Raw genomic sequence first — 25,720 nt, forward strand, 5'->3', positions numbered from 1 at the left:
GAGCGTGGGAACGAAAAACGCCCCAACGGGGCGTTTTTTTTCGTCCGCAACAATCAGCCGCGAGCTTGTTCGATCAGCTCGATGTACTCGGCGGCGTTGCGCTGGTCCTTGATCACTTCAACGAAGGTCAGGCCATGCTCGTCCTTGCCATCGAGGTCCAGGCCGGCTTCCTTGAAGAAAACCAGGAAGCGTTCGAAGTCGTCGATACGCAGGCCGCGGTAGGCCTTGATCAGTTTGTGCAGGGACGGCGAAGTGGCGTCTACCGGCTCGAAATCCAGGAACAGCTTGATTTGCTCGTCGCCGATTTCATCACCAATCACCTGTTTCTTATCTTTACGCATTACCGACTCCAGCCTGCAGACATTTACACGGGAAAAGCAGTTTACCTGCGGCACCGCGGCTTCGAAAGCTACGCGAACCAATGTGGGAGCCGGCTTGCCTGCGATAGCGGTGCATCAGTAACAGATGGGCCAACGGACCCACCGCTATCGCAGGCAAGCCAGCTCCCACATTGACTGTATTTACACCGCCGAATGCGCGTCGGCTGGATTATTTGGCGCGCACCGCCCCGGTGTGCAAATCGGCCCAGATATGGCCGTTGGCGTAAGTGAGGAATTGCACATAGACCGTGTCATTGCGCAACAAGTCGACGATCACCCGATACTGGGTCACCGGATACGACAAGGTCAGGGTTTTGCTTTTGTCGTCGAACACCGGCTTTTTCAGGCTTTTGCTTTCAGCATCAAAGTTGAGGATCACCTGGGCGATGGTCGCGCCTTTGTTCAGGGACTTGCCCTTGAGGCGGATCATCAACGGCGAGGTCACCGGGATCGGCTGCTGGGTGGATTGGCGCTGGTTACCCACCACCACCGAATACTCGGTGACTTGCAGCAATTGCTGCTGGTCCGGGGTTTCGGCGCGCAGGGTCAGGTCGTCGGGCGGCAGGAATTGGCTGTGCAGCGGCGCCGGAGCAGCCGCCAGGGGCAAACTGAGGGTCAGCGCCAGGGCGGCGCAGGTGCGAATCAACAGGCGCATGGGCCGCTCCGTGGAAGATGGCCCAGCACTTTAGCTCAATCGAACTGGGCAAGCATCCAGCGCTGATACTCAGCCACTTCAGCGTCGCCTTCACGGGGAGCCCAACTGGCCAGCTCACCCTCTCCCACCGGTCGATACGGTCCGGCTTTGCATTCGAACATCAAAGTATCTGGCTCCAGCACCACCAGGCCGTGAAACACCCCGGGCGGCAAATCGACGCCCTGGCACTCACCGCCCGCCTGCATCACGCGCTTGGCCAGCACCTCGCCGGTCTCGCTGAAGATCAACAAGCCCAGGCTGCCCTTCAGCACCAGCAAGGTTTCCGCCTTATCGGCACTCAAATGACGATGAGGCGGCACATAGGTGCTGGGCTGCATGCCGACAGCCATGCGATGGCATGGCTCTTCCATCTGATGAAAGTTGTGGTGATGCCGGCCACGAGGGCTGCCAGCCGCTTTCTCGGCCAGCTCCGCAAACAGCGTTTGATCAAGAAAGCTGGCCATTGATTACATCCCCTTAACGGCGTAAATCCCATTGGCGTTGCGCCAGTAGCCTTTGTAGTCCATGCCGTAACCGAAGATGTAACGGTCAATGCACGGCAGGCCCACGTAATCGGCTTTCAGGTCCGGACGGGCCTTGCGGTCGTGGTCCTTGTCGATCAGCACGGCAGTGTGCACCTTGCGCGCGCCGGCGTGTTTGCAGAAGTCGATGATCGCGCCCAGGGTGTGACCTTCGTCGAGGATGTCGTCGATGATCAGCACGTCGCGGTCGATGAACGAGACTTCCGGCTTGGCTTTCCAGAACAGGTCGCCGCCACTGGTTTCATTGCGATAGCGAGTGGCGTGCAGGTAGGACGCTTCCAGCGGGAATTGCAGGTGGGTGAGCAATTTACCGGCGAAAATCAGGCCACCGTTCATCACGCAAAAGACCACCGGGTTGGTGTCGGCCATTTCACGGGAGATGTGCGCGCCGACCTTGGCGATGGCCTCTTCGACTTGCGCTTCGGTGTACAGGCAGTCAGCCTCGCGCATGATTTGACGGATATGCTCGAGATCAGCGGACATGGCGCTCTCCAAGGGGGTGCTGTGGCAAGAAAAGCGGGCAAAGGTACGCATGTGAGGCCCAACGTTCAAGCCTTAATGGACTAACGTACTAGATGTCTATAGGACAACACCCTCGGATAGATTAATCTAGGCCGGTTTTTTTGCCCGCCGCCGGAGCCTTTCCCCATGCCCATCCGTGAGATCCGCCATCCGCTGATCCGACATAAACTCGGCCTTATGCGCCGCGCCGACATTAGCACGAAGAACTTCCGTGAGCTTGCTCAGGAAGTCGGAGCGCTGCTCACCTACGAGGCGACCAAAGACCTGCCCCTGGAAAACTACGAGATCGCCGGTTGGTGTGGTCCCGTCCAGGTCGAGAAAATCGCCGGCAAGAAGATTACCGTGGTGCCGATCCTGCGTGCCGGTATCGGCATGCTCGAAGGCGTGCTCAGCCTGATCCCGGGTGCCAAGGTCAGCGCCGTAGGCGTGGCCCGCAACGAAGAGACGCTGCAGGCCCACACCTACCTGGAAAAACTGGTACCGGAAATCGACGAGCGCCTGGCGATGATCATCGACCCGATGCTCGCCACCGGCAGCTCCATGGTTGCCACCATCGACCTGCTGAAAAAAGCCGGTTGCAAGGACATCCGCGCCATGGTGCTGGTGGCCGCTCCCGAAGGCATCGCCGCCGTCGAGAAAGCCCACCCGGACGTATTGATCTACACCGCATCCATCGATGAACGCCTGAATGAACATGGCTACATCATCCCGGGCCTGGGCGATGCCGGCGACAAGATCTTCGGTACCAAGCAGAAGGACGCGTGACCATGCAGGATGAGTTCAACGACCCGCTTTGGCGCCAGATCCTGTCTGGCGCACAGATGCTCTTCGTAGCATTTGGCGCGCTGGTGTTGATGCCGCTGATCACCGGTCTCGATCCAAACGTCGCCCTGTTTACCGCAGGCTTGGGCACCTTGTTGTTCCAGGTGGTTACCGGGCGCCAGGTACCGGTGTTCCTGGCGTCGAGCTTTGCGTTTATCACCCCGATCATTCTCGCCAAGGGCCAGTTCGGCCTCGCGGCGACCATGGGTGGCGTGATGGCGGCCGGCTTCGTTTACACCTTCCTGGGCCTGGCCGTGAAGATCAAGGGCACCGGTTTCATCGACCGGCTGCTGCCGCCGGTGGTGATCGGGCCGGTGATCATTTCCATTGGCCTGGCCATGGCGCCGATTGCGGCCAATATGGCGATGGGCAAGGCCGGTGACGGCAGCGAGTTGATCCACTACCAGACCGCCATGCTGATCTCGATGCCGGCGCTGCTGACCACGTTGATCGTGGCGGTGTTCGGCAAAGGCATTTTCCGCCTGGTGCCGATCATCTCCGGCGTGCTGGTGGGTTTCGCTATGTCGTTCTACTTCGGCGTAGTCGACACCGCGAAGATCGCCGCCGCACCGTGGTTCGCCCTGCCCCACTTCACCGCGCCGGAATTCAACTGGCAGGCGATCCTGTTTATCGTCCCGGTGGCCCTGGCCCCGGCGATCGAACACATCGGTGGTGTGATTGCGGTGGGCAGCGTGACCGGTCGCGACTACCTGAAGAAGCCTGGCCTGCACCGCACCCTGCTGGGTGACGGGATCGCCACCACCGCTGCCGGCCTGTTCGGCGGCCCGCCCAACACGACCTACGCGGAAGTGACGGGCGCGGTGATGCTGACCAAGAACTACAACCCGAAGATCATGACCTGGGCGGCGGTGTTTGCCATCAGCCTGGCGTTTATCGGCAAGTTCGGCGCGCTGCTGCAGAGCATTCCAGTCCCGGTGATGGGCGGTATTCTGTGCCTGCTGTTCGGCTCGATTGCCGCAGTGGGGATGAACACCCTGATCCGCCACAAGATCGACCTTGGCGAAGCGCGCAACCTGGTGATTGTGTCGGTGACCCTGGTGTTCGGGATTGGCGGTGTGCTGGTAGGCACCGGCACTGGCCCGGATGACTTTGGCCTGAAGGGTATCGCCCTGTGTGCGGTGGTAGCGATTGCGTTGAATCTGCTGCTGCCGGGCAATGACGGCTGGAAGAACAGGAAGCCGGATGAGCCGCTGATCTAACTGCCAACGCAAAACCAATGTGGGAGCGGGCTTGCTCGCGAATGCAGTGTGTCATTCAGCACATCAGTGACTGAACCACCGCATTCGCGAGCAAGCCCGCTCCCACATTTTTTGAGTTTCAGTGTGGCTTACAGCTCACCCAACGCATCGATCAGCGCCTGGTTCTGCTCAGGCGTGCCAATACTGATCCGCAGGAACTGGGCAATCCGCTCCTGCTTGAAGTGCCGCACAATCACCCCCTGCTCCCGCACCTTGGCCGCCAGCCCGGCAGCGTCGTGCCCTGGATGCCGGGCAAAGATGAAGTTGGCCGCCGACGGCAGTACTTCAAACCCCTTGGCCTGCAGTTGCGCCACCAGCTTTTCACGGCTATCGATCACCAACTTGCAGGTGTTCCGGAAGTATTCGCGGTCTTCAAAAGCGGCGGCCGCGCCGACAATCGCCAGACGGTCCAGCGGGTAGGAGTTGAAGCTGTTCTTGACCCGCTCCAGCGCCTCGATCAGGTCCGGGTGGCCCACGGCCAGGCCCACCCGCAAACCGGCCAGGGAGCGCGACTTGGAGAGGGTCTGGGTCACCAGCAGGTTCGGGTAACGGTCCACCAGGCTGATGGCGGTCTCGCCGCCGAAGTCGATATAGGCTTCATCGACCACCACCACCGAGTCCGGGCTGGCCTTGAGGATTTGCTCCACGGCGTCCAGCGCCATCACGCAACCGGTCGGCGCGTTCGGGTTCGGGAAGATGATCCCGCCGTTGGGCCTGGCGTAGTCCGACACGCGGATCTGGAACTGTTCATCCAGCGGCACTGCGTCGAAGGCAATGCGGTACAGGCCGCAGTACACCGGGTAGAAGCTGTAGCTGATGTCCGGGAACAGCAGCGGCAGGTCGTGCTGGAACAAACCGTGGAAGATGTGCGCCAGGACTTCATCGGAGCCGTTGCCGAGGAACACCTTGCCCGCGTCGATCCCGTAGTACTTGGCCACCGCCTGCTTGAGCAGGTCGCTGTTGGGGTCCGGGTACAAACGCAGATTGTCGTTCAGCTCGGCCTGCATGGCAGCCAGCGCCTTGGGCGATGGGCCGTAGGGGTTTTCATTGGTGTTGAGTTTTACCAGCTTGGTCAGCTTCGGTTGCTCACCGGGCACGTAAGGCACGAGATCCTTGACGAGCGGGCTCCAGAATTTGCTCATGTTTCAGTTCCCCTGCTTATCGTCAACGATGCGGTATTCGGCGCTGCGGGCGTGGGCGGTCAGCGACTCGCCACGGGCCAGCACGGAAGCGGTCTTGCCCAACTCCGACGCGCCCTCTGGCGAGCAGAAGATGATCGACGAGCGCTTCTGGAAGTCATATACGCCCAGCGGCGAGGAGAACCGCGCAGTGCCCGACGTGGGCAGCACGTGATTGGGACCTGCGCAGTAGTCGCCCAGGGCTTCGCTGGTGTGGCGGCCCATGAAGATCGCGCCGGCGTGGCGAATCAGCGGCAGCCAGGCTTGTGGGTCGGCGACGGACAACTCCAGGTGTTCCGGGGCGATACGGTTGGCCACTTCGATGGCCTGCTCCATGTCGCGGACCAGGATCAGGGCGCCACGGCCATTGATCGACTTCTCGATGATCTCGGCGCGCTCCATGGTCGGCAGCAGCTTGGCGATGCTGGCGGCGACCTTGTCCAGGAATTCGGCATCCGGGCTGACGAGGATCGCCTGGGCGTCTTCGTCGTGCTCGGCCTGGGAGAACAGGTCCATGGCGATCCAGTCCGGGTCGGTCTGGCCGTCACACACCACGAGGATTTCCGACGGGCCGGCGATCATGTCGATGCCGACCTGGCCAAATACATGGCGCTTGGCCGTGGCCACGTAGATGTTGCCCGGGCCAACCACCTTGTCGACCTTCGGCACGCTTTCGGTGCCGTAGGCCAGGGCCGCTACCGCTTGGGCGCCACCGATGGTGAACACGCGATCAACGCCCGCGATGCAGGCCGCTGCCAGCACCAGTTCGTTGATTTCGCCGCGCGGCGTAGGCACCACCATGACCACTTCGGTCACGCCGGCCACCTTGGCCGGAATCGCGTTCATCAGTACCGAGGACGGGTACGACGCTTTGCCGCCCGGCACGTACAGGCCGGCACGGTCCAGCGGCGTGACCTTCTGGCCCAGTACGGTGCCGTCGGCCTCGGTGTAGCTCCAGGAATCCTGTTTCTGTTTCTCGTGGTAGCTGCGCACCCGCGCGGCCGCCACTTCCAGGGCTTCGCGCTGGGGCGCGGTGATGCGGGTCAAGGCCAGTTCCAGGCGTTCGCGGGGCAGGATCAGGTCGGCCATGGAGGCGACATCCAGGCCATCGAACTGCCGGGTAAAATCAACCAGCGCCGCGTCACCGCGCTCGCGCACGGCCTTTATGATGTCGAGCACCCGCTGGTTGACCGAATCGTCGGACACGCTTTCCCAGCTCAGCAGATGATCCAGATGATGGGCGAAATCCGGGTCGGCAGCGTTGAGTCGGGCAATTGCAGTGGACGTGGTCATAGCGAGGGCCTCATAGGAATGGCAAAAATGCTCAGGCGCCGAAAGTTAGCAGTCGATCCGCTTGGGCACCTGAGAATTCTGGCTATGAGGCGGATAGACGGGCGCGGCTTGGGGCCGCGCGGGTGAGTCAACCGCGGTGTCGAGACTCCACTGCCTTGCGCAGGGTGTCGATCAACGCCTGGATACGGGCGTGCTGCATTTTCATCGAAGCTTTGTTGACGATCAGCCGGGAGCTGATGTCGGCGATAAAGTCCTGGGGCTCCAGGCCGTTGGCGCGCAGGGTGTTGCCGGTGTCGACCACGTCGATGATCTTGTCGGCCAGGCCGATCAGCGGTGCCAACTCCATCGAGCCGTAAAGCTTGATGATGTCGACCTGGCGGCCTTGCTCGGCGTAGTAACGCTTGGCAACGTTGACGAACTTGGTCGCCACGCGCAGGCGGCCTTTAGGCTCGACGTCACCGACACGGCCGGCGGTCATCAGCTTGCACAGGGCGATACGCAGGTCCAGCGGCTCGTACAGGCCCTGGCCGCCGTATTCCATCAACACGTCTTTGCCCGCGACGCCGAGGTCGGCCGCGCCATGTTCAACGTAAGTTGGCACATCGGTGGCACGCACGATCAGCAGGCGAACGTCGTCCTGGGTCGTGGGGATGATCAGCTTGCGGCTCTTGTCCGGATTCTCGGTCGGCACGATGCCCGCTTCAGCCAGAAGCGGCAAAGTGTCGTCAAGGATGCGGCCCTTGGACAGTGCGATGGTCAACATGGGAAACGTCAGTCCTTCATCAGGCTATTGCTGTCCGGTCGCAATCGGCGCCAGACACAGATCGAGGCCATTACAGCCTCGACTTGAAACAAATCAGCTAACAGCATACATCGTCGTGTGGCGAGGGAGCTTGCTCCCGCTGGGGCGCGAAGCGGCCCTGATCTTTGTTTAAAAAGACTGGGACTGCTGCGCAGTCCAGCGGGAGCAAGCTCCCTCGCCACAATGAACGTGTTTGCAGTTCCTGGAACTAGCCCGGTACGCGGCGGATTTTCGCGCCGAGCATCTGCAGCTTCTCTTCGATGCACTCGTAACCACGGTCTATGTGGTAGATGCGGTCGATGAGGGTGTCGCCGTCAGCGCACAACGCCGAGATCACCAGGCTGGCGGAGGCACGCAGGTCGGTAGCCATCACTGGCGCGCCCTTGAGCTTCTCGATACCGGTCACGATGGCGGTGTTGCCTTCGACCTGGATCTTGGCGCCCATGCGGTGCAGCTCGTACACGTGCATGAAGCGGTTTTCGAAGATGGTCTCGATCACGGCACCGGTGCCTTCGGCAATCGCGTTCAGGGAAATGAACTGCGCCTGCATGTCGGTCGGGAACGCCGGGTACGGAGCGGTACGCACGTTAACGGCTTTTGGCCGCTTGCCATGCATGTTCAGCTCGATCCAGTCTTCACCGGTGGTGATCTCGGCGCCGGCTTCCTTGAGTTTTTCCAGGACGGCTTCGAGGATGGTCGGATCAGTGTCCTTGACCTTGACACGGCCACCGGTGACGGCAGCCGCGACCAGGTAGGTACCGGTCTCGATGCGGTCCGGCATCACCTTGTAGGTAGCCGAATGCAGGCGTTTCACGCCATCAATGGTGATGGTGTCGGTGCCGGCGCCGGTGATGTTGGCACCCATGGCGATCAGGAAGTTGGCCAGGTCGACCACTTCCGGCTCGCGCGCGGCGTTTTGCAGCACGCTGCGGCCATTGGCCAGGGCAGCGGCCATCATGATGTTCTCGGTACCGGTCACACTGACGGTATCAAAGAAGAAGTTTGCGCCACGCAGGCCGCCTTCCGGCGCCTTGGCCTTGATGTAGCCGCCTTCGACGTCAATGGTTGCACCCATGGCTTCGAGGCCACGGATGTGCAGGTCCACCGGACGCGAACCGATGGCGCAACCGCCAGGCAGTGCGACTTCGGCTTCGCCGAACCGGGCAACCATCGGGCCCAGTACCAGGATCGAGGCGCGCATGGTTTTCACCAGCTCGTACGGTGCGATCAGGGTCTTGATGGTGCGCGGGTCGATTTCGACGCTGAGTTTCTCGTCGATCACCGGCTCGATGCCCATGCGACCGAACAACTCGATCATGGTGGTGATGTCATGCAGGTGCGGCAGGTTGGCCACGGTAACCGGGCCATCGCACAGCAAGGTCGCTGCCAGGATCGGCAGGGCGGAGTTCTTCGCCCCGGAAATACGGATCTCGCCATCAAGACGAGCACCGCCGGTAATAATCAATTTATCCATAAGAATCTCGACGCCTTGGGGGCTCAGGTGCGCTCGGCCCAGGCCGCGCGGCTGAAAAATTTCATAGTGACCGCATGGATGCTGCCATCGGTGATCCACGGGTTCAAATGGGCATAGATCTGCTGCTGACGCTTGACCGGGCTCAATGCCGCCAGTTCATCGCTAATCACGTTCAGCTGGAAATTGCAGCCTTCGCCCTCAACTTCAACATTAGTTTCGGGCAGCTTTCCTTCAAGGAAGCTTTTAACTTCTAGGGCCTGCATGATCAACCTCTATGGGCGCCCAGTGCGCGCGGGTCGCACATCATACAAAAAAGCCCCGCGCCTGCGAACCCCGCATAGCAGGACTCTGACGGGGGGCTTCTTTAATAATGTGTATTAAGGATGCGCCAACAGCTCGGTCAGACCGGAAACCTCAGCGATTTCACGCATGTCTTCGGGCAATGCACGAATGCTCACCGGCTTTTTGACGGCCTGCGCATCGCGCATGAAACACAGCAGCAACGACAAGCCGACGCTGCTGGACTTCACCACCGCCGAGCAATCCAGCACCAGCGCAGGAGCGGTACTGGCATTGATCAGCGCCTGGCCCTGCTTGCGCAGGGCGGGCCCAGTGCTGTAATCCAGCACGCCGCTGAGCAACAGCTCACCGGACTCGCCAAGGCGAATGGCCGACTCGATCATTGGGCAGGCTTCCCGGCAGCTTTGTCGGTTTCTTCCTTGGCCTTGGCCACTTCACCGGCCCAACCGTTGATGGTTTTGTCCAGGTCGTTGCCATTGCGCTGCATGGCATCCGCGAACTGGTCACGGAACAGCTTGCCAATGTTGATGCCGTTGATGATCACGTTACGCAGTTTCCACTCGCCATTGACCTTCTCGAGCGTGTACTGCACAGGGTAGACCGCGCCGTTGTTGCCCTTGACGCTCATGTTGACGCTGGTGCGGTCACCCGACTCATCCCCGGCAGGGGCGACGGTAATCCCCTGGTTGTTGTACTCCAGCAGGGCGTTGCCGTAGAACTGGAACAAGCCCTTCTTGAAGTTTTCCTGGAATGTCTGCATCTGCGCAGGCGTAGCCTTGCGCGAATACTTGACGGTCATGATGCTTTTGGAAATACCTTCAGCATCAACAACAGGCCCGACAATCGTGTTCAGCGCGTTATAGAACTGACTCGGGTCCTGCTTGTACTTTTCCTTGTTGGCACTCAGGTCAGCCAACATCTTGTTGGTGGTGTCCTGCACCAGGTCATGCGCAGAACCGCCGGCAGCGGCGTTAGCCATCAACGGCAGTGCCGCGAGCAGTACCAACAGGCCACGTCGCAAAGTAGAGATCATGAACACATTCCTCATTTGGCGTCTTTATTGACGGTATTGAGCAGGAATTTACCGATCAAGTCCTCCAGCACCAACGACGACTGTGTGTCATGAATGGTCGAACCATCCTTGAGCAGGGCAGATTCCCCGCCGACGCTGATGCCGATGTACTTCTCGCCCAGCAGGCCAGCGGTGAGGATAGACGCAGTGGAGTCAGTCGGCAGATTATCTACCTTCTTGTCCACCTGCATGGTCACACGGCCGGTGAAGCTGTCGCGGTCCAGATCGATTGCCGTGACCTTGCCGATGGTTACACCCGCCATGGTCACTTTAGCTCTGACAGTCAAACCGGCGATATTGTCGAAGTAGGCGTAAAGTTTATAAGTATCGGCGGTGGGGCTGGCCGATAGGCCGCTGACTCGCAGGGCGAGCAACAGTAAAGCCAGGATGCCAGCCAGCAAGAAAAGGCCGACACCGATTTCCACAGTGCGGTTTTGCATCAGAAATCTCCAAACATCAAGGCGGTCAAAATGAAGTCAAGGCCCAGTACCGCCAGCGAGGCGTACACAACGGTCTTGGTGGTGGCGCGACTGATCCCTTCTGAGGTGGGCTCACAGTCATAGCCTTGGAATACGGCGATCCAGGTCACTACAAAGGCGAAGACGATGCTTTTAATGATGCCATTGAGCACGTCGCCGCTGAAGGTCACGCTGTTTTGCATGTTGCCCCAGTAGGAGCCGTCGTAGACCCCCAGCCAGTCAACCGCGACCCAGGAACCGCCCCAGATTCCCACCACGCTGAACACCATCGCCAGCAGTGGCAGGGAAATGAAGCCGGCCCACAGACGCGGGGCAACAATGTACTTGAGCGGATCGACACCGATCATTTCCAGGCTGGACAGCTGTTCGGTGGCCTTCATGTTGCCGATTTCGGCCGTCAGTGCCGAACCGGCACGCCCGGCAAACAGGAGAGCGGTCACCACCGGGCCCAACTCACGCAACAGCGTCAGGGCAACCATCTGCCCAACAGCCTGCTCGGACCCGTAGCTGGAGAGGATATTGAAGCCTTGCAGCGCCAGCACCATGCCGATGAACACCCCGGAGACCACGATGATCACCAGAGACATCACGCCCACGGAGTGCAGTTGCTTGATCAGCAGGCCGAAACCGCCGCCAATACCGCCGCGGCCGAGCAAGGCATGAAACAGGAAAATCGTCGAACGCCCCAGCACACCGATGATATCGATGCCGGAGCGACCGAAAAGGCGAACCTTTTCGAGTAATGATGTCTTGCGCATCAGCGCTTCCCCAGAAGATCTGAGCGGTAGTCCGCTGCCGGAAAGTGAAAAGGCACCGGGCCATCGGGATCGCCGGTCATGAATTGGCGAATGCGCGGGTTGTCTGCGTTCATCAGTTCTTCAGGCGTGCCCTGCCCCAGCACCTGGCCATCGCCCACTACATATAGGTAGTCGGCAATGCTCGCGGTCTCGGCCAGGTCGTGGGAAACCACGATACTGGTGATACCCAACGCATCATTGAGCAGGCGGATCAGGCGTACCAGCACCCCCATGGCAATCGGGTCCTGGCCAACGAAAGGCTCGTCGTACATGAGAATCTGCGGGTCGAGGGCGATGGCACGCGCCAGGGCGACACGACGCTTCATGCCTCCGGACAACTCGTCGGGCATCAAATCGATAGCACCGCGCAGCCCGACGGCCTGCAATTTCAGCAACACAATGTCACGAATCATTTCATCGGACAGCTGTGTATGCACCCGCAGCGGGAACGCCACGTTTTCGAAAACATCTAGATCGGTAAACAACGCGCCGCTCTGGAACAGGACGCCCATATGTTTGCGGGCATCGAACAGGTCACTGCGCGAAAGGGTCGGCAGGTTCTGGCCATTGACCCAGACTTCACCGGCGGAGGGGCGCAATTGCATGCCCATCAGGCGCAGCAGCGTAGTCTTGCCGCAGCCGGAAGGCCCCATGATGCCCGTGACTTTGCCGCGGGGAATGCGAATATCCACATTATTGAAGATGCTGCGCGTACCGCGCTTGAAGGAAAGGCCCTTCAGCTCGACCGCGTAGGCGTTATCGGCACTCATCTAAACTCCTTGGGATGCAGCCTTTCACTCAGACACTTTGTTTTCGACAAATGCTTGCGCCGAATAGACAAAAAGGCCGTGCGGACCGAACTGGCCGCGAACTATATCACTGCTGGTACAGCGCCCCCAAGGCCGGAACAGAGCTTGTTCAGAAACAGGACAGCTAAAAAATCCTGGCTGAGGTTCAATCTCAACCACAGGTGGATTGAATAAAGCCTGACGAACTTGTGTGAGGGAATTGATCATTACCGTTATAATCGCCGACTTTTCGTCAGGCTATACGATTTCAGACATGAGCCAATCCAGCGACCTTATTCAATCCGCACAACGCACCATCCGCCTCGAGCTTGAAGCCGTAGAAGGCTTGCTGGCCCATATCGACGCGGATTTCGTACGCGCCTGCGAGATGATTCTGGCCAGCAAGGGCCGCGTAGTGGTGGTCGGCATGGGCAAATCCGGGCATGTCGGCAACAAGATCGCCGCCACCCTGGCGAGCACCGGGACCACCGCGTTCTTCGTGCATCCGGCCGAAGCCAGCCACGGCGACATGGGCATGATCACCCGGGACGACATCATCCTGGCACTGTCCAACTCCGGCACCACCAACGAAATCGTGACCCTGCTGCCGCTGATCAAGCGCCTGGGTATCCAGCTGATCAGCGTGACCGGCAACCCGGACTCGACGCTGGCAAAAGCCGCCGAAGTGAATTTGAACGTGCACGTTGCCCACGAGGCCTGCCCGCTGAACCTGGCACCGACCTCCTCCACCACCGCAGCCCTGGTCATGGGTGATGCGCTGGCCGTGGCACTGCTGGAGGCCCGCGGGTTTACCGCCGAAGACTTCGCGTTTTCCCACCCGGGCGGCGCCCTTGGCCGTCGCCTGCTGCTGAAAGTGGAAAACGTCATGCACGCCGGCGACGAGCTGCCACAAGTGCCACGCGGCACCTTGCTGAAAGATGCCTTGATGGAAATGACCCTCAAGCGCCTGGGCATGACCGTAATCCTGGAGTCCGACGGGCGGCTGGCCGGGGTCTTCACCGACGGCGACCTGCGCCGCACCCTGGACCGCAACCTCGACATCCAGACCGCCACCATCGACGAAGTCATGACGCCTCACGGCAAGACCGCACGCCCTGACATGCTCGCGGCCGAAGCACTGAAGATCATGGAAGACCACAAGATCCTGGCGCTGGTGGTGGTCGACAGCGACGACCGTCCGGTTGGCGCCCTGAACATGCACGACTTGCTGCGTGCGGGAGTGATGTAAATGACCACCGACCTGATGCAACGGGGCAAGCACATCAAGCTGGCGATTTTCGACGTCGACGGTGTGCTGACGGATGGCCGCCTGTACTTTCTGGAAGACGGCAGCGAATTCAAGACGTTCAACACCCTCGACGGCCAGGGCATCAAGATGCTGATGGCGGCGGGCGTGCAAACCGGCATCATCAGCGGTCGCAAGACCCCGGTTGTGGAACGCCGCGCACAAAACCTGGGTATTCCTCACCTGTATCAGGGCCGCGAGGATAAACTGGTGGTTCTGGACGAGCTTCTTGGCCAACTCAACCTAAGCTATGAGCAGGTTGCGTACCTGGGTGACGATTTACCCGACCTGCCGGTGATTCGCCGGGTCGGCCTGGGCATGGCCGTGGCCAATGCGGCGGCGTTCGTTCGCGAACACGCCCATGGTGTAACCACCGCCCGCGGCGGCGAAGGCGCCGCCCGCGAGTTCTGCGAGTTGATTCTGCGCGCCCAAGGCAGCCTTGAAGCGGCCCACGCCGCCTACCTATAGAGCGTTTTATGCTGAGTAAAAAGATTCGCAATTTCCTGATACTTGCAGTCATCGCCGCGGTTTTCCTCGCGGTCGGCTACTGGAATATCAGCCCGGAGCGCTTCCTCGACAAGCCGGTTGCACAGGTTGACGAGAGTGCTATCGACTATTACGCCATCAACGCCCACAGCATCCAGTACCTGCCCGATGGCAAGGTCCAGTATGAAATGACCTCCGACAAGGTCGAACACTTGAAGGCATCCGAGGTCACTTTGCTGACCAAGCCGGACATGAACCTGTACCGCGGCGCCGAATTTCCGTGGCACGTCACCAGCGAGCGTGGCGAGGTCAACCCGGACGGCACCCAAGTGGAACTGATTGACTCGGTGCGGGTAGCCCGCACTGACGCCAAGAACCGCGACACCATTATTACCAGCAGTCGCATGACCGTATTCCCACAGAAGCAATATGCGCAGACCGAGCAAGACGTTAGAATTGACGGCGCTGGCGGTGTATCGACTGGCAAGGGAATGAAAGCGTATTTGAAAGAAAGCAGGATACACCTGCTATCGAACGTAAGAGGACAGTATGAGGCTCGTTAAAACCCTCCCTATTTTGCTCGGCCTGGGCGCAGCACTGGGAAGCGTGAGCGCCTGGGCTCTGCCGAACGATAGCCAGCAACCGATCCACATTCAGGCTGACGATGCGCAGTTGGATGACAAGCAAGGTATCGCGACCTACACGGGCAGCGTGATCATCACCCAGGGCTCGATGAAAGTGACGGGTAACACCGTGACACTGACTCGTACCCCGGCGGGCGATATCGACGTGGTCACTTCGGTGGGCAACCTGGCGTATTTCGAACAACTGCAGAAAGTGGGCGACCCTACGCCGGTCAAAGGCTATGGCAAGACGATCCAGTACCACGCCCAGCAAAACCGCATCGTGCTGATCGACCAGGCCCGGGTCATCAATGACGGCAACACCACCGACGGCGAAAAAATCGTCTACGACACGGTGAAGCAGATCGCCCAGGCCGGCCGTGCTACCGGCTCGAAAATCAGCACGCCGAAGCCGCGTATCGACATGGTTATCCAGCCGAAGCAGAAACCGGGCGCAGCCCAGCCGGCGCCGAAACCCGACGCGAAGAAGGCGAATTAATGGCAACCCTGAAAGCCCAGCATCTGGCCAAGGCTTATAAAAGCCGTCAGGTCGTGCGTGACGTCAGCCTGTCGATCGACAGCGGCCAGATCGTCGGCTTGCTCGGCCCCAACGGTGCCGGCAAGACCACCTGCTTCTACATGATCGTCGGCCTGGTGCAGGCCGATCAAGGCCGCGTCCTGATCGACGACCTGGACGTGAGCCACCAGCCTATGCACGGCCGTGCGCAAGCGGGTATCGGCTATCTTCCCCAGGAAGCATCGATCTTCCGCAAACTGTCGGTTTCCGACAACATCATGGCCATCCTCGAGACCCGCAAGGAACTCGACCGCGCCGGGCGCAAGAAAGAGCTGGAAAGCCTGCTGCAGGAATTCCACATCAACCACATTCGCGACAACCTCGGCATGAGCCTTTCCGGCGGCGAGCGTCGTCGTGTGGAAATCGCCCGCGCGCTGGCCACGGCGCCCAAGTTCATCCTGCTGGACGAACCTTTCGCCGGTGTCGACCCGATCTCGGTCGGCGACATCAAGCAGATCATCCATCATCTCAAGGCCAAGGGCATCGGTGTGTTGATCACCGACCACAACGTCCGTGAGACACTCGATATCTGCGAAACCGCCTACATCGTCAACGATGGACAGCTGATTGCCGAAGGTGACTCTGCCACTATCCTGGCCAACGAACTGGTCAAGGAAGTGTATCTGGGTCACGAGTTCCGCCTGTAAACACGGTGGTATCAGGCCATTCGCCATGGAGCGCGGTAGTCAATAAAAACCTCAGTATTTTTATTGTTACCGCGCTCTAGGCAAAGCCCCCGATATCAGGCATATAATTTGCTTATGTTTGGCGCTCACGCGCCCTGTCGTGGATGGCGCATTGCGCCGGCGAATAAGGTGTTAAGCCCCTGCCATGAAACCATCGCTAGTCCTGAGAATGGGCCAGCAGCTGACGATGACACCGCAGCTGCAACAGGCCATCCGCCTGCTCCAATTGTCGACCCTGGACCTGCAACAGGAAATCCAGGAGGCCCTGGAGTCCAATCCGATGCTCGAACGCCAGGAAGAAGGCGACGACTTCGATAATGCAGACCCGCTGGCCGACAACATCGAGCAAAAGCCCAACCCCGACGTACAGGAACCCTCCTACCAGGAAACCGCCCCCACGGTGGATAACCTTGAGGAAGGCGAATGGAACGAACGCATTCCCAACGAACTTCCCGTGGATACCGCCTGGGAAGACGTCTACCAGACCAGCGCCAGCAGCCTGCCCAGCAACGATGACGACGAGTGGGACTTCACCACCCGCACATCAGCCGGCGAGAGCCTGCAAAGCCATTTGCTCTGGCAGCTGAACCTGGCACCGATGTCCGATACCGATCGCCTGATCGCCGTGACCCTGATCGATTGCATCAACAACCAGGGCTACCTGGACGAGACCCTTGAGGAGATCCTCGAGGCGTTCGACCCGGAACTGGACATCGAACTGGACGAAATCGAAGCCGTCCTGCACCGCATCCAGCAATTCGAGCCGGCCGGCATCGGCGCCCGCAACCTCAGCGAGTGCCTGCTGCTGCAACTGCGCCAATTGCCGGCCAAGACGCCTTGGCTGAGCGAAGCGCAGCGCCTGGTCACCGACTACATCGACCTGCTGGGCAGCCGCGACTACAGCCAGCTGATGCGCCGCATGAAGCTCAAGGAAGATGACCTGCGCCAGATCATCGAGCTGGTGCAGAGCCTCAACCCACGCCCGGGCTCGCAGATCGAGTCCAGCGAAGCCGAATATGTCGTGCCCGACGTGATTGTGCGCAAGGACAATGAGCGGTGGCTGGTGGAGCTGAACCAGGAATCGGTGCCGCGCCTGCGGGTCAATCCGCAATACGCAGGTTTTGTGCGCCGCGCCGACACCAGCGCCGATAACACCTTCATGCGTAACCAACTGCAGGAAGCCCGCTGGTTCATCAAGAGCCTGCAAAGCCGCAACGAAACCCTGATGAAAGTCGCCACCCAGATCGTCGAGCACCAGCGCGGCTTCCTGGAATACGGCGATGAAGCAATGAAGCCGCTGGTACTGCACGACATCGCCGAGGCGGTGGGCATGCACGAGTCAACGATTTCCCGGGTGACCACGCAAAAATTCATGCATACCCCACGGGGTATATATGAGCTGAAATACTTTTTCTCCAGCCACGTCAGCACCTCCGAAGGCGGCGAATGCTCGTCCACGGCGATCCGCGCGATCATCAAAAAACTGGTTGCCGCGGAAAATCAGAAAAAGCCGTTGAGTGACAGCAAGATCGCTGGTTTACTGGAGGCACAAGGCATTCAGGTCGCCCGTCGAACCGTCGCCAAGTACCGCGAGTCCCTAGGGATCGCGCCTTCCAGCGAGCGTAAGCGTTTGATGTGACGGGCGGGCCATAGCGTTCCAGTGGCGGGTATTCCTACCCGCCGCTTTATGCACTGGCAACGAAGGAGAAGCTGTATGCAAGTCAACATCAGTGGACACCATGTAGAAGTCACCCCTCCATTGCGCGAATACGTCGAGCTGAAGCTGAAGAAGCTTGAGGGCCATTTCGACAAGATCACCAACGTGCAGGTCATCATGAAGGTCGACAAGCTTCAGCAGAAAATCGAAGCGACACTTCAGATACCCGGTGGCGAAGTGGTCGCCAATGCCGAACATGAAGACATGTATGCATCAATCGACTTGCTCACAGACAAGCTTGACCGCCAACTTAAAAAGCATAAGGAAAAGCAGCAGAGCCTTCTTCAAGGCACTGGCCGCTAACACTCCCCACCCATGATCCGACTTGAAACCATCCTGACCCCCGGCCGTTCCCTCGTGAACGTGCCGGGCGGCAGTAAAAAGCGCGCCCTCGAACAAATTGCCAACCTGATCGGCCGCGAAGTGCCCGAACTGGATACGCAAGCTGTGTACGAGGCCCTGATCGCCCGTGAAAAGCTCGGCTCCACCGGCTTTGGCAACGGCATCGCCATTCCTCACTGCCGCCTGCAAGGCTGTGAGTCTCCAGTCAGCGCCCTGCTGCACCTGGACGCCCCTATCGATTTCGACGCCATCGACGGCGCGCCGGTCGACCTGCTGTTCGTGCTGCTGGTCCCGCAAGCTGCCACCGATGCGCACCTGGAACTGCTTCGGCAGATCGCCAGCATGCTCGACCGCAAGGACGTACGCGACAAACTGCGTAGTGCCTCAAGCAATGAGGCGCTCTACCAGGTTGTCCTGGATGAACAAAACGGGCATTAATCATGCGTTTGATCATCGTCAGCGGCCGTTCCGGCTCAGGTAAAAGCACGGCCCTCAATGTTCTTGAGGACAACGGCTTCTATTGCATCGACAACCTGCCCGCTGGCCTGCTACCGGAACTGGCGGAACGCGCGCTGATTCATACCGAGCTGGCGCAACCGCTGGTCGCCGTGTCGATCGACGCCCGCAACCTGCCCAGCCACCTCACACGCTTTCCTGAACTGCTCGAAGAAGTGCGGGCCAAGCATATCCATTGCGATGTGCTGTACCTGGACGCCGACGAAGAGACCCTGCTCAAGCGCTTCTCCGAAACCCGTCGCCGCCACCCGTTGAGCAGCCCTCATCGCTCCCTGGCCGAAGCCATCGAGGACGAGACCAAACTGCTGGGGCCGATCATTGACCTGGCCGACCTCAAGATCAACACCACCAGCCTGAACCTGTATCAACTGCGGGATGCGATCAAGCTGCGTCTGCTGAACCAGCCGGAGCCAGGCACGGCGTTCCTTGTCGAGTCGTTCGGTTTCAAGCGCGGCATGCCGGTAGATGCCGACCTGGTGTTCGATGTGCGCTGCCTGCCCAACCCGTACTGGAAGCCGGAACTGCGCGATCAGTCGGGGCTGGACCAACCTGTGGCCGAGTACCTGGCGGCGCAACCGGATGTCGAGGAAATGTACCAGGACATCTCCAGCTATCTGCTCAAATGGCTGCCGCGTTTTGCGGCCAGCAATCGGGCTTATGTCACCATCGCCATTGGCTGCACCGGCGGCCACCACCGATCCGTCTACCTGACCGAACGCCTGGGCAAGGTGCTGCAACAAACCCTCAAGAACGTCCAGGTTCGCCACCGCGACCTCAGCTGAAAGGAACACCCCCGCGATGCCCGCTCTGGAAATTGAAATCATCAACAAGCTGGGCCTGCACGCCCGGGCCTCGGCCAAGTTCGTCGGCGTCGCCGGGCAGTTCCCTTGCCAGATCCGCGCCGGGCGCACCCCGGAATCCATGGTCGACGGCAAAAGCATCATGGCCATGATGATGCTGGCTGCGGGCAAGGGCACGAAGATTCATTTGAAGACCGAAGGCGAGCAAGAGCAGGAAGCGATGGATGCCCTGGTAGCGTTGATCAATAATTTCTTTGATGAGGGCGAGTAGGTAATCGCCCCTCCCCTGCGTCAGTTGGACAGCAGTTTGCCGTTGAACAGAATCTTCAACGTCTTGACCGTCAGTACGGCCAGGGCGATCGACAGGAAAGCCAGGATCAGATAGGCAATCGCTTCCAGGATCACGCTTCCTTTGGCATCGGCATATTTCAACGCAGCGTTGCTCAATGCCGCAATCGGAAAGCTGATTGCCCACCAGGCAGGAGAAAAAGGCGCGGCCTGACGGAATACTTTGAATGCCAGCACCCCAAACAGGAACAGGCCAAAGTAGAAGAGCACGCTGGCAAAATAGTCGACGCTGCCAAAGAAGTTGGTGTAAGCCAGAAAGCCGACTTCAAAGGGGGCGATAAGTATCATCAGCGAAGGTGTCATACCTTTGGCCATCACCGGCTCGTGAACCAGACGTGAAAAAATTCGCGTGAAGAACACCAGCGCAATCACACTCCCTACCGCCATCGCGAACAGATTGAACTCGTATGCCCACGCCATGGGCATGTGGGCACCTGTCACCGCGATGTCGAGCGCCGCCACCCCCGGGATCAGCCAGGCAGGCACCGCATATTGCGACTCCTGATTACCGGACAACAGTCGCGAGAGCACAATTGCCGCCAGGATCATGGTCAGCAGGCTACCCAACATCCAAAGCCCCTGGCTGATCAGGGTGCTAGCTGAACCTACGACTGCCGACAGCAGCAGCAACGCGATCGTCACCGTGCCAAAGAAATTTCCTGATATCGGGTGATTGAACTCGGCTTTGACCGCCGCAGGGTATTTAACCCATTTGGTGAGATACCCCGCCACCAGTGCGATAAACACCAGAATGGCAAACCCACCAATGACCGCTCCGATCATTTGCGCGTAAGCCACATATTCACTGGCGGACTGCCAGGCCAGGCTCAGGCCGGCCAACCCCATCACGGCGCCAAACAAATTGATGGGAAGGTTCTTGATGGACCCCGACCGCTCGCTCGATTCGACAGCGAAGGGGGGAAGTGGCGCGTTACAGATGCTCATGCGGGTCTCCGGTTGACGATAAAGCACGTGACGGACAGTGTCGCCTACCTCCCCTCTGTCCTATAGTGTCGCTTAACGACGATTTCAGCCATTTCCACTACGGAGACCGACACCATGCGAATTGCCCTCCTGGCGTTTCCCCGTGTGCAAATGCTGGATGTCGTGGGCCCTGCCGATGTGTTCGCTGAAGCGGCCAGGCAATTGGGCAATTCCCGTGCATACCGGATCTCGGTCATCGGTACCGTCGCGGGGCAGATCAAGGGAACCAATGGGCTTCGCCTGGCCACGGATGACTCTATCGATACGTTCAAGGGGGCTATTGATACGCTGCTGATCGCAGGAAGCCCCAGCGTGAATGACGTGACACACGACGCCCACCTGCGGGACTGGGTGCGCTACCAGGCCACGCGCGTGCGGCGGATAGGCTCGGTTTGCAGTGGCGCTTTTGTGCTGGGGGCTGCTGGCTTGCTGGTCGGGCGACGCGTCACCACGCACTGGAATTCCAGTGCATTGCTGGCCAGGCAATACCCTGATGCCGTGGTCGAACCGGACAGCATTTTTATCCGCGACGGTAACCTGTACACCTCCGCCGGTGTGACGGCCGGTATGGATCTGGCGCTCGCGTTAGTCGAGGAGGACCACGGCCGGGATTTGGCGCTCAGTGTGGCCAGGGAAATGGTGATGTACTTCAAACGGCCGGGCGGCCAGTCACAGTTCAGCGCCCAACTGGCGGCACAGACCGCAGAGCGCACGAACATTCGCCAGATACAGACCTATATCGTCGACAACCTGGCCGCAGACCTGAGCGTGGCATTGCTGGCCCAGCGCGCTGACATGAGCGAACGCAACTTTGCCCGGGTATTCAAGGCCGAGGGTGGATTCACCCCTGCCGAGTTCGTGGAGCTGGCACGTATCGACCAGGCACGGCGGCTGATCGAAGGCTCGAATGTCTCGCTCAAACGCCTGGCCGATCAGGTCGGCTATGCCAATGTTGATGGGTTCCGGCGCGCCTTCGTTCGCCGCCTGGGCGTTACCCCCAGCGACTACCGCAAGCGCTTCTTGTAGAAGCGCGACAGCCTCAGCCCAACGCCGTATCCATCACCATCATCAAGCAAAACCCGATACACAGCCCCAGGCTGGCGAGCTTGTCATGGCCATTGCGCCGCGACTCGGGAATGACTTCGTGAGTCACCACCAGCAGCATGGCCCCGGCCGCCAGCGCCAGCCCCAGCGGCAACAGCACCTGAGCCAGGCTCACCAGCCAGGCACACAGCACCGCAAACACCGGCTCCACCAGCCCTGACGCCGCGCCGATCAGGAACGCCTTGACCCGTGACATCCCTGCCCCGGCCAGCACCAACGCAATCACCAGTCCCTCCGGCACATCCTGCAAGGCGATACCCATGGCGAGGCTGTCGGCATCCGGCATGCCGCCGCCTGCCGAGACACCCACGGCCATGCCTTCGGGAATGTTGTGGGCAATGATGGCGAACACAAACAGCCAGATACGCGGCGGTATCACCGGATGATCCGGACTGCCCACGAGCATTTCCGGGCTCGCGCCGGAGACCTTGCGATCCACCAGATACAGCCCGAACGCGCCCAGCATGATGCCGAAACTGATCAATCCACTGGCAGCCCATGGCGTCAGCCCCAGGCTTTGGGCAGCCGCAATACCCGGCACGATCAGCGAAAACGCCGTAGCGGCCAACATCACCCCGGCACCGAAGCCGAGCAGCGTGTCGCTCACCGCCAATGGCATCCGGCGGATCACCAGTACCGGCACGGCACCCAGGGCGGTGCCGAGCGCGCAGATGGCCCCGCCCTGCAAGGCACGCAGGATGCGCGGTTCCAGGTCAAGCCAGGCCAGCCCTTGGGCCACCAGCAATGCAGTTCCTGCCAATAGCAGCAGCGAGCCAAACGCATAACGAAACATTCGCACGCTGCTGATCGCCAGTGTTTCAGTGCCCATAGTCGGCCTTAGATCTTGTTATAGAGGAGTTTCAGCCCAGCGCAGCCTGGTAGCGGCCGGCAACTTCCGGCCAGTTGATGACGCTGTAGAACGCATTGATGTATTCCGGACGACGGTTCTGGTACAGCAGGTAATAAGCGTGTTCCCAGACGTCCAGACCGAGGATTGGCGTATTGCCGTTCATCAACGGGCTGTCCTGGTTGCCGCTGCTTTCCACCACCAGGGTCTTTTGCGGCGTCACGCTCAACCACGCCCAGCCGCTGCCGAAACGGGTCAAGGCAGCTTTGGTGAAGGCCTCTTTGAAGGCGTCGAAACCGCCCAACTGCTCGTCGATGGCGTTACCCAGCGCGCCGCCTGGCTTGCCGCCGCCCTTGGGCGACATGACAGCCCAGAACAATGAGTGGTTGGCGTGGCCGCCGCCCTGGTTGATCACCGCCGCCCGCAGCTTTTCCGGCAGTTGCTGGACGCTGGACACCAGTTTCTCCACCGGCCAAGCGGCAAACTCGGTGCCTTCGACGGCTGCGTTGAGGTTGTTGATGTAGGTCTGGTGGTGCTTGGTGTAGTGGATCTCCATGGTTTGCGCGTCGATATGCGGTTCAAGGGCATCGTAGGCGTAAGGCAAGGCCGGCAAGGTGTAGGACATATCAATGAGCTCCATAAAAAGGGCTGTTGCGGGTCGACGCATCCGATGGCGCCACGTTGCTGCCCAGCAGGCGGTGGGTACGTGGGTACTCACCGTGATCGCTGATGAAATTCAGCAGTTCGACGTAGGTCTTGCTGCTCTGACGCAGGGCCGCTTCCCGCAATAGCGGGTTAAGACGGGTGTCTTGCATGGTCTGCAACAGGCGCTGGTGAATGGCGCAGAGGTATTCCGCGCTTTCTTCCGGCTGGTTCAGGCGCAAGTGCAGGTCGGCCAGGTTGTGATGGGAAATGACGCAAGCCGCCACCGCTTCGTCGGCATCCGCCCAGCGCTCAAACAACACTTGAGCCAGGGCCAGGGCTTGCAGGTAGGCCTCGCGGGCATCTACCAGCTCGCCCGCCATAAAGCAGCGATTGGCCCGTTCGATCGTGCGTTTCCAGTGCTCCATGGTGAGCCTCCAAAGCAGGGTCGGTGATTACACGCCGCCGGCCGTGAGCTTTTCCGGATCCAGCAGGATTTCCAGTTGGCTGCGGGGCAAGTCGGTATGTTCAAGCGCCACATCAATCACCGGACGGCCTTGTTGATAGGCCCTCTTGGCGATTTCGGCGGCCTTTTGGTAACCGATGATCGGGTTCAGTGCGGTCACCAGGATCGGATTGCGCGACAGCGCTTCCTTGAGCTTGGCTTCGTTGACCTTGAAGCTGGCGATGGCCTTGTCGGCCAGCAGTCGGCTGGAGTTGGCCAGCAACTCCAGGCTGCCGAGCAGGTTCTGGGCAATGATCGGCAGCATCACGTTGAGTTCGAAGTTGCCGGACTGGCCGGCGATGGTAATCACCGTGTCGTTGCCGATGACTTGTGCGGCAACCATGGCGGTGGCTTCCGGGATCACCGGGTTGACCTTGCCGGGCATGATCGAAGAGCCCGGCTGCAGGCCTTCCAGCTCGATTTCACCAAGGCCCGCCAATGGGCCGGAGTTCATCCAGCGCAGGTCGTTGGCGATTTTCATCAGGGACACGGCGGTGGTCTTGAGCTGCCCGGAGACCGCGACGGCCGTGTCCTGGGAGCCGATCAGCGCGAACAGGTTCTTGCCTGGGGTGAACTGGACGTGGGTCAGGCTGCTCAGTTGCTGGCTGAAACGCGCTGCAAACTCCGGATGCGCATTGATCCCGGTGCCGACTGCAGTGCCACCCTGGGCCAGCGCCTGCAAACTCGGCAGCAGGTCTTGCAGATGACCGATATTGGCCTTGAGCTGCTGCGCCCAGCCATTGAGCACCTGGCTCATGCGCACCGGCATGGCGTCCATCAGATGCGTCCGACCGGTCTTGACGAAACGGTGCACCTCCTCGGCCTTGTGCTCGATCACCTGGACCAGGTGCAGCAGCGCCGGCAGGGTCTGTTCGTGCAGCACCAGTGCCGCGCTGACGTGAATGGTGGTGGGGATGATGTCATTGCTGCTCTGGCCGCAGTTGACGTGATCGTTAGGGTTGACCGGCTCGCCCAGCAAGCGGCTGGCGAGGGTCGCAATCACTTCGTTGGCGTTCATGTTGGAGCTGGTGCCGGAACCGGTCTGGAAGATATCCACCGGAAAATGCTGCATGAAATCGCCTTCCAGCAAGCCTTGGGCGGCATCAACGATGGCCTTGCCCTGGGCTTCGCTCAGTTGTTTCAGCTCGACGTTGGCTTTAGCGGCGGCAGCCTTGGCCAGGATCAACGCACGAATGAACTGCGCCGGCATGCGCTGGTGGCTGATGGGAAAGTTGTTCACCGCACGCTGGGTTTGTGCGCCATACAGGGCCTCGGCGGGCACTTGCAGTTCGCCCATGCTGTCGCGTTCGATACGGGTGTTACTCATCGGAAGATCCTTGCACCAGGTCAGAAACAGAAATGGAAGGCAGCAATTCGCAGGTCGCCAATTGCCAGGCAAAGGTCTGCCAGCGCTTGAGGCGGCAGGCACAGTGGGAAAGTTTTTCCAGGTCGCGCAACGGGCGCCAGGCCTGGTCCAGGCACATGGACCGCCAGTGCCAGGGCAAGGCGATGTCGGAGGCGGTGTCCAGCAGCAGGCGGAATGAGGTTTCGCCGATGGTCCACGGGTGGGTCGCAGTGCAACAGGCGAGGTACCGGCCTTCGGCCAGGTAATGTTCGATCAGGCGGGGCTCGTCGGGAGCAAGGCCGCAACGAATCTGACGACTCATCCAACGCCAGCTTTCCAGGTAGGGATCCTCATGCAGGACAGAACTCATGATCCACACTCATTCGGTAATGATATTTATTATTAAATGATATTGAGAATCAAAACAAGAGCCTGAGGGAATCACTCGGAATTCCAGGCACAAAAAAAGGCGCGCCACCCAATGGGTGGC

At 60.1% G+C, this 25,720-nt stretch carries 33 protein-coding genes; 13 read left to right on the forward strand and 20 right to left on the reverse strand.

The genetic code is table 11. The features are described 5' to 3' along the window. Positions 1-53: 53 nt before the first annotated feature. The 4 genes from JV201_RS24620 to JV201_RS24635 all read right to left on the reverse strand — a co-directional run bounded on the left by JV201_RS24620 (position 54) and on the right by JV201_RS24635 (position 2,099). A complete protein-coding gene (locus tag JV201_RS24620; protein WP_003216153.1) occupies positions 54-341 on the reverse strand; it encodes a PA4642 family protein in 288 nt (95 codons plus the stop codon). A gap of 208 nt (positions 342-549) precedes the next feature. Further along, entirely contained in the window at positions 550-1,035 is a 486-nt protein-coding gene (locus tag JV201_RS24625) for a hypothetical protein (protein ID WP_219406148.1), read from the reverse strand. 35 nt (positions 1,036-1,070) lie between these two features. After that, positions 1,071-1,538, reverse strand: coding sequence for a WbuC family cupin fold metalloprotein (locus JV201_RS24630; RefSeq protein WP_003216151.1), 468 nt, complete (start codon positions 1,536-1,538; stop codon positions 1,071-1,073). A 3-nt stretch (positions 1,539-1,541) separates the two neighbouring features. Next, positions 1,542-2,099 carry a hypoxanthine-guanine phosphoribosyltransferase gene (locus JV201_RS24635; protein ID WP_003216150.1) on the reverse strand — a complete coding sequence of 186 codons (558 nt, stop codon included), beginning with the start codon at positions 2,097-2,099 and terminating at the stop codon, positions 1,542-1,544. Positions 2,100-2,264: 165 nt separating this feature from the next. On the opposite strand from JV201_RS24635, the gene upp reads away from it, so the two are divergent. Further along, the gene (gene upp / locus JV201_RS24640) at positions 2,265-2,903 is read left to right on the forward strand and encodes a uracil phosphoribosyltransferase (RefSeq protein ID WP_003216149.1); all 639 of its coding nucleotides are present in this window, start codon (positions 2,265-2,267) and stop codon (positions 2,901-2,903) included. 2 nt (positions 2,904-2,905) lie between these two features. Next, a complete protein-coding gene (locus tag JV201_RS24645; protein WP_087692860.1) occupies positions 2,906-4,180 on the forward strand; it encodes a uracil-xanthine permease family protein in 1,275 nt (424 codons plus the stop codon). A 128-nt stretch (positions 4,181-4,308) separates the two neighbouring features. Here the strand turns inward: JV201_RS24645 and hisC are convergent, their stop codons facing one another. From hisC to JV201_RS24695, 10 genes are all read right to left on the reverse strand, one after another. Continuing rightward, entirely contained in the window at positions 4,309-5,361 is a 1,053-nt protein-coding gene (gene hisC, locus JV201_RS24650; protein ID WP_003216145.1) for a histidinol-phosphate transaminase, read from the reverse strand. A 3-nt stretch (positions 5,362-5,364) separates the two neighbouring features. Then, on the reverse strand, positions 5,365-6,690 hold the full coding sequence (gene hisD, locus JV201_RS24655; protein ID WP_008434283.1) for a histidinol dehydrogenase: 1,326 nt from the start codon (positions 6,688-6,690) through the stop codon (positions 5,365-5,367). A gap of 127 nt (positions 6,691-6,817) precedes the next feature. Further along, complete coding sequence (hisG, locus tag JV201_RS24660) at positions 6,818-7,453, reverse strand: ATP phosphoribosyltransferase (protein WP_003188599.1); 636 nt, start codon at positions 7,451-7,453, stop codon at positions 6,818-6,820. Positions 7,454-7,700: 247 nt separating this feature from the next. Further along, positions 7,701-8,966, reverse strand: a complete 1,266-nt coding sequence (gene murA / locus JV201_RS24665) for a UDP-N-acetylglucosamine 1-carboxyvinyltransferase (RefSeq protein ID WP_003216140.1) — start codon at positions 8,964-8,966, stop codon at positions 7,701-7,703. Between the two features lie 23 nt (positions 8,967-8,989). Next, complete coding sequence (locus JV201_RS24670; RefSeq protein ID WP_008434291.1) at positions 8,990-9,229, reverse strand: BolA family protein; 240 nt, start codon at positions 9,227-9,229, stop codon at positions 8,990-8,992. A gap of 114 nt (positions 9,230-9,343) precedes the next feature. After that, on the reverse strand, positions 9,344-9,649 hold the full coding sequence (locus JV201_RS24675; RefSeq protein ID WP_219406149.1) for a lipid asymmetry maintenance protein MlaB: 306 nt from the start codon (positions 9,647-9,649) through the stop codon (positions 9,344-9,346). Continuing rightward, positions 9,646-10,299, reverse strand: a complete 654-nt coding sequence (locus tag JV201_RS24680; RefSeq protein WP_003216135.1) for a phospholipid-binding protein MlaC — start codon at positions 10,297-10,299, stop codon at positions 9,646-9,648. The genes JV201_RS24675 and JV201_RS24680 overlap by 4 nt, the downstream gene beginning before the upstream one ends. A gap of 11 nt (positions 10,300-10,310) precedes the next feature. After that, on the reverse strand, positions 10,311-10,778 hold the full coding sequence (mlaD, locus tag JV201_RS24685) for an outer membrane lipid asymmetry maintenance protein MlaD (protein WP_003216133.1): 468 nt from the start codon (positions 10,776-10,778) through the stop codon (positions 10,311-10,313). Beyond that, positions 10,778-11,575 carry a lipid asymmetry maintenance ABC transporter permease subunit MlaE gene (gene mlaE / locus JV201_RS24690; protein ID WP_003216131.1) on the reverse strand — a complete coding sequence of 266 codons (798 nt, stop codon included), beginning with the start codon at positions 11,573-11,575 and terminating at the stop codon, positions 10,778-10,780. Before mlaE ends, mlaD begins: the two co-directional genes overlap by 1 nt. Then, positions 11,575-12,384, reverse strand: a complete 810-nt coding sequence (locus JV201_RS24695; protein ID WP_003216128.1) for an ATP-binding cassette domain-containing protein — start codon at positions 12,382-12,384, stop codon at positions 11,575-11,577. Before JV201_RS24695 ends, mlaE begins: the two co-directional genes overlap by 1 nt. A 292-nt stretch (positions 12,385-12,676) precedes the next feature. On the opposite strand from JV201_RS24695, the gene JV201_RS24700 reads away from it, so the two are divergent. The 10 genes from JV201_RS24700 (at position 12,677) to JV201_RS24745 (ending at position 19,726) form a co-directional block, all read left to right on the forward strand. Continuing rightward, complete coding sequence (locus JV201_RS24700) at positions 12,677-13,651, forward strand: KpsF/GutQ family sugar-phosphate isomerase (protein WP_003216126.1); 975 nt, start codon at positions 12,677-12,679, stop codon at positions 13,649-13,651. Continuing rightward, complete coding sequence (locus JV201_RS24705) at positions 13,652-14,176, forward strand: HAD family hydrolase (RefSeq protein ID WP_003216124.1); 525 nt, start codon at positions 13,652-13,654, stop codon at positions 14,174-14,176. An 8-nt stretch (positions 14,177-14,184) separates the two neighbouring features. Beyond that, positions 14,185-14,757, forward strand: a complete 573-nt coding sequence (gene lptC, locus JV201_RS24710) for an LPS export ABC transporter periplasmic protein LptC (RefSeq protein ID WP_003216122.1) — start codon at positions 14,185-14,187, stop codon at positions 14,755-14,757. After that, complete coding sequence (gene lptA / locus JV201_RS24715) at positions 14,744-15,316, forward strand: lipopolysaccharide transport periplasmic protein LptA (protein ID WP_023659193.1); 573 nt, start codon at positions 14,744-14,746, stop codon at positions 15,314-15,316. Before lptC ends, lptA begins: the two co-directional genes overlap by 14 nt. Then, a complete protein-coding gene (lptB, locus tag JV201_RS24720; RefSeq protein ID WP_003216119.1) occupies positions 15,316-16,041 on the forward strand; it encodes an LPS export ABC transporter ATP-binding protein in 726 nt (241 codons plus the stop codon). The genes lptA and lptB overlap by 1 nt, the downstream gene beginning before the upstream one ends. 184 nt (positions 16,042-16,225) lie before the next feature. Then, a complete protein-coding gene (locus JV201_RS24725) occupies positions 16,226-17,719 on the forward strand; it encodes an RNA polymerase factor sigma-54 (RefSeq protein ID WP_003216117.1) in 1,494 nt (497 codons plus the stop codon). Positions 17,720-17,794: 75 nt separating this feature from the next. Beyond that, on the forward strand, positions 17,795-18,100 hold the full coding sequence (gene hpf, locus JV201_RS24730) for a ribosome hibernation-promoting factor, HPF/YfiA family (protein WP_003216115.1): 306 nt from the start codon (positions 17,795-17,797) through the stop codon (positions 18,098-18,100). Positions 18,101-18,112: 12 nt separating this feature from the next. Continuing rightward, positions 18,113-18,577, forward strand: coding sequence for a PTS IIA-like nitrogen regulatory protein PtsN (ptsN, locus tag JV201_RS24735; RefSeq protein ID WP_003216114.1), 465 nt, complete (start codon positions 18,113-18,115; stop codon positions 18,575-18,577). Positions 18,578-18,579: 2 nt separating this feature from the next. Further along, complete coding sequence (gene rapZ / locus JV201_RS24740) at positions 18,580-19,437, forward strand: RNase adapter RapZ (protein ID WP_003216111.1); 858 nt, start codon at positions 18,580-18,582, stop codon at positions 19,435-19,437. A 16-nt stretch (positions 19,438-19,453) separates the two neighbouring features. Beyond that, positions 19,454-19,726: an HPr family phosphocarrier protein gene (locus JV201_RS24745; protein WP_003216108.1), complete on the forward strand. Its 273-nt coding sequence runs from the start codon at positions 19,454-19,456 to the stop codon at positions 19,724-19,726. Positions 19,727-19,746: 20 nt separating this feature from the next. Here the strand turns inward: JV201_RS24745 and JV201_RS24750 are convergent, their stop codons facing one another. Continuing rightward, complete coding sequence (locus tag JV201_RS24750) at positions 19,747-20,748, reverse strand: SLAC1 anion channel family protein (RefSeq protein WP_177080098.1); 1,002 nt, start codon at positions 20,746-20,748, stop codon at positions 19,747-19,749. Positions 20,749-20,862: 114 nt separating this feature from the next. Here JV201_RS24750 and JV201_RS24755 point away from each other — a divergent pair, with 114 nt between their 5' ends. Further along, the gene (locus JV201_RS24755) at positions 20,863-21,813 is read left to right on the forward strand and encodes a GlxA family transcriptional regulator (protein WP_008434308.1); all 951 of its coding nucleotides are present in this window, start codon (positions 20,863-20,865) and stop codon (positions 21,811-21,813) included. A gap of 13 nt (positions 21,814-21,826) precedes the next feature. Here JV201_RS24755 and JV201_RS24760 read toward each other — a convergent pair whose 3' ends face one another. From JV201_RS24760 to JV201_RS24780, 5 genes are read right to left on the reverse strand one after another with little or no spacing between them, the layout of a single operon-like run. Further along, positions 21,827-22,720 carry a ZIP family metal transporter gene (locus JV201_RS24760; RefSeq protein WP_134327315.1) on the reverse strand — a complete coding sequence of 298 codons (894 nt, stop codon included), beginning with the start codon at positions 22,718-22,720 and terminating at the stop codon, positions 21,827-21,829. 31 nt (positions 22,721-22,751) lie between these two features. Continuing rightward, positions 22,752-23,363, reverse strand: a complete 612-nt coding sequence (locus JV201_RS24765) for a superoxide dismutase (protein ID WP_177080096.1) — start codon at positions 23,361-23,363, stop codon at positions 22,752-22,754. 1 nt (position 23,364) lies between these two features. Continuing rightward, the gene (locus JV201_RS24770) at positions 23,365-23,808 is read right to left on the reverse strand and encodes a hypothetical protein (RefSeq protein WP_003216099.1); all 444 of its coding nucleotides are present in this window, start codon (positions 23,806-23,808) and stop codon (positions 23,365-23,367) included. Positions 23,809-23,835: 27 nt separating this feature from the next. Beyond that, complete coding sequence (locus JV201_RS24775; protein ID WP_177122446.1) at positions 23,836-25,212, reverse strand: aspartate ammonia-lyase; 1,377 nt, start codon at positions 25,210-25,212, stop codon at positions 23,836-23,838. Next, positions 25,205-25,600 (reverse strand): FagA protein, encoded by a 396-nt coding sequence (locus JV201_RS24780; protein ID WP_102369905.1) that lies wholly within the window; start codon positions 25,598-25,600, stop codon positions 25,205-25,207. Before JV201_RS24780 ends, JV201_RS24775 begins: the two co-directional genes overlap by 8 nt. Between the last annotated feature and the right edge of the window lie 120 nt (positions 25,601-25,720).

Origin of the sequence: Pseudomonas sp. Colony2, assembly GCF_019382755.1 — a bacterium.
Lineage (GTDB): Bacteria > Pseudomonadota > Gammaproteobacteria > Pseudomonadales > Pseudomonadaceae > Aquipseudomonas.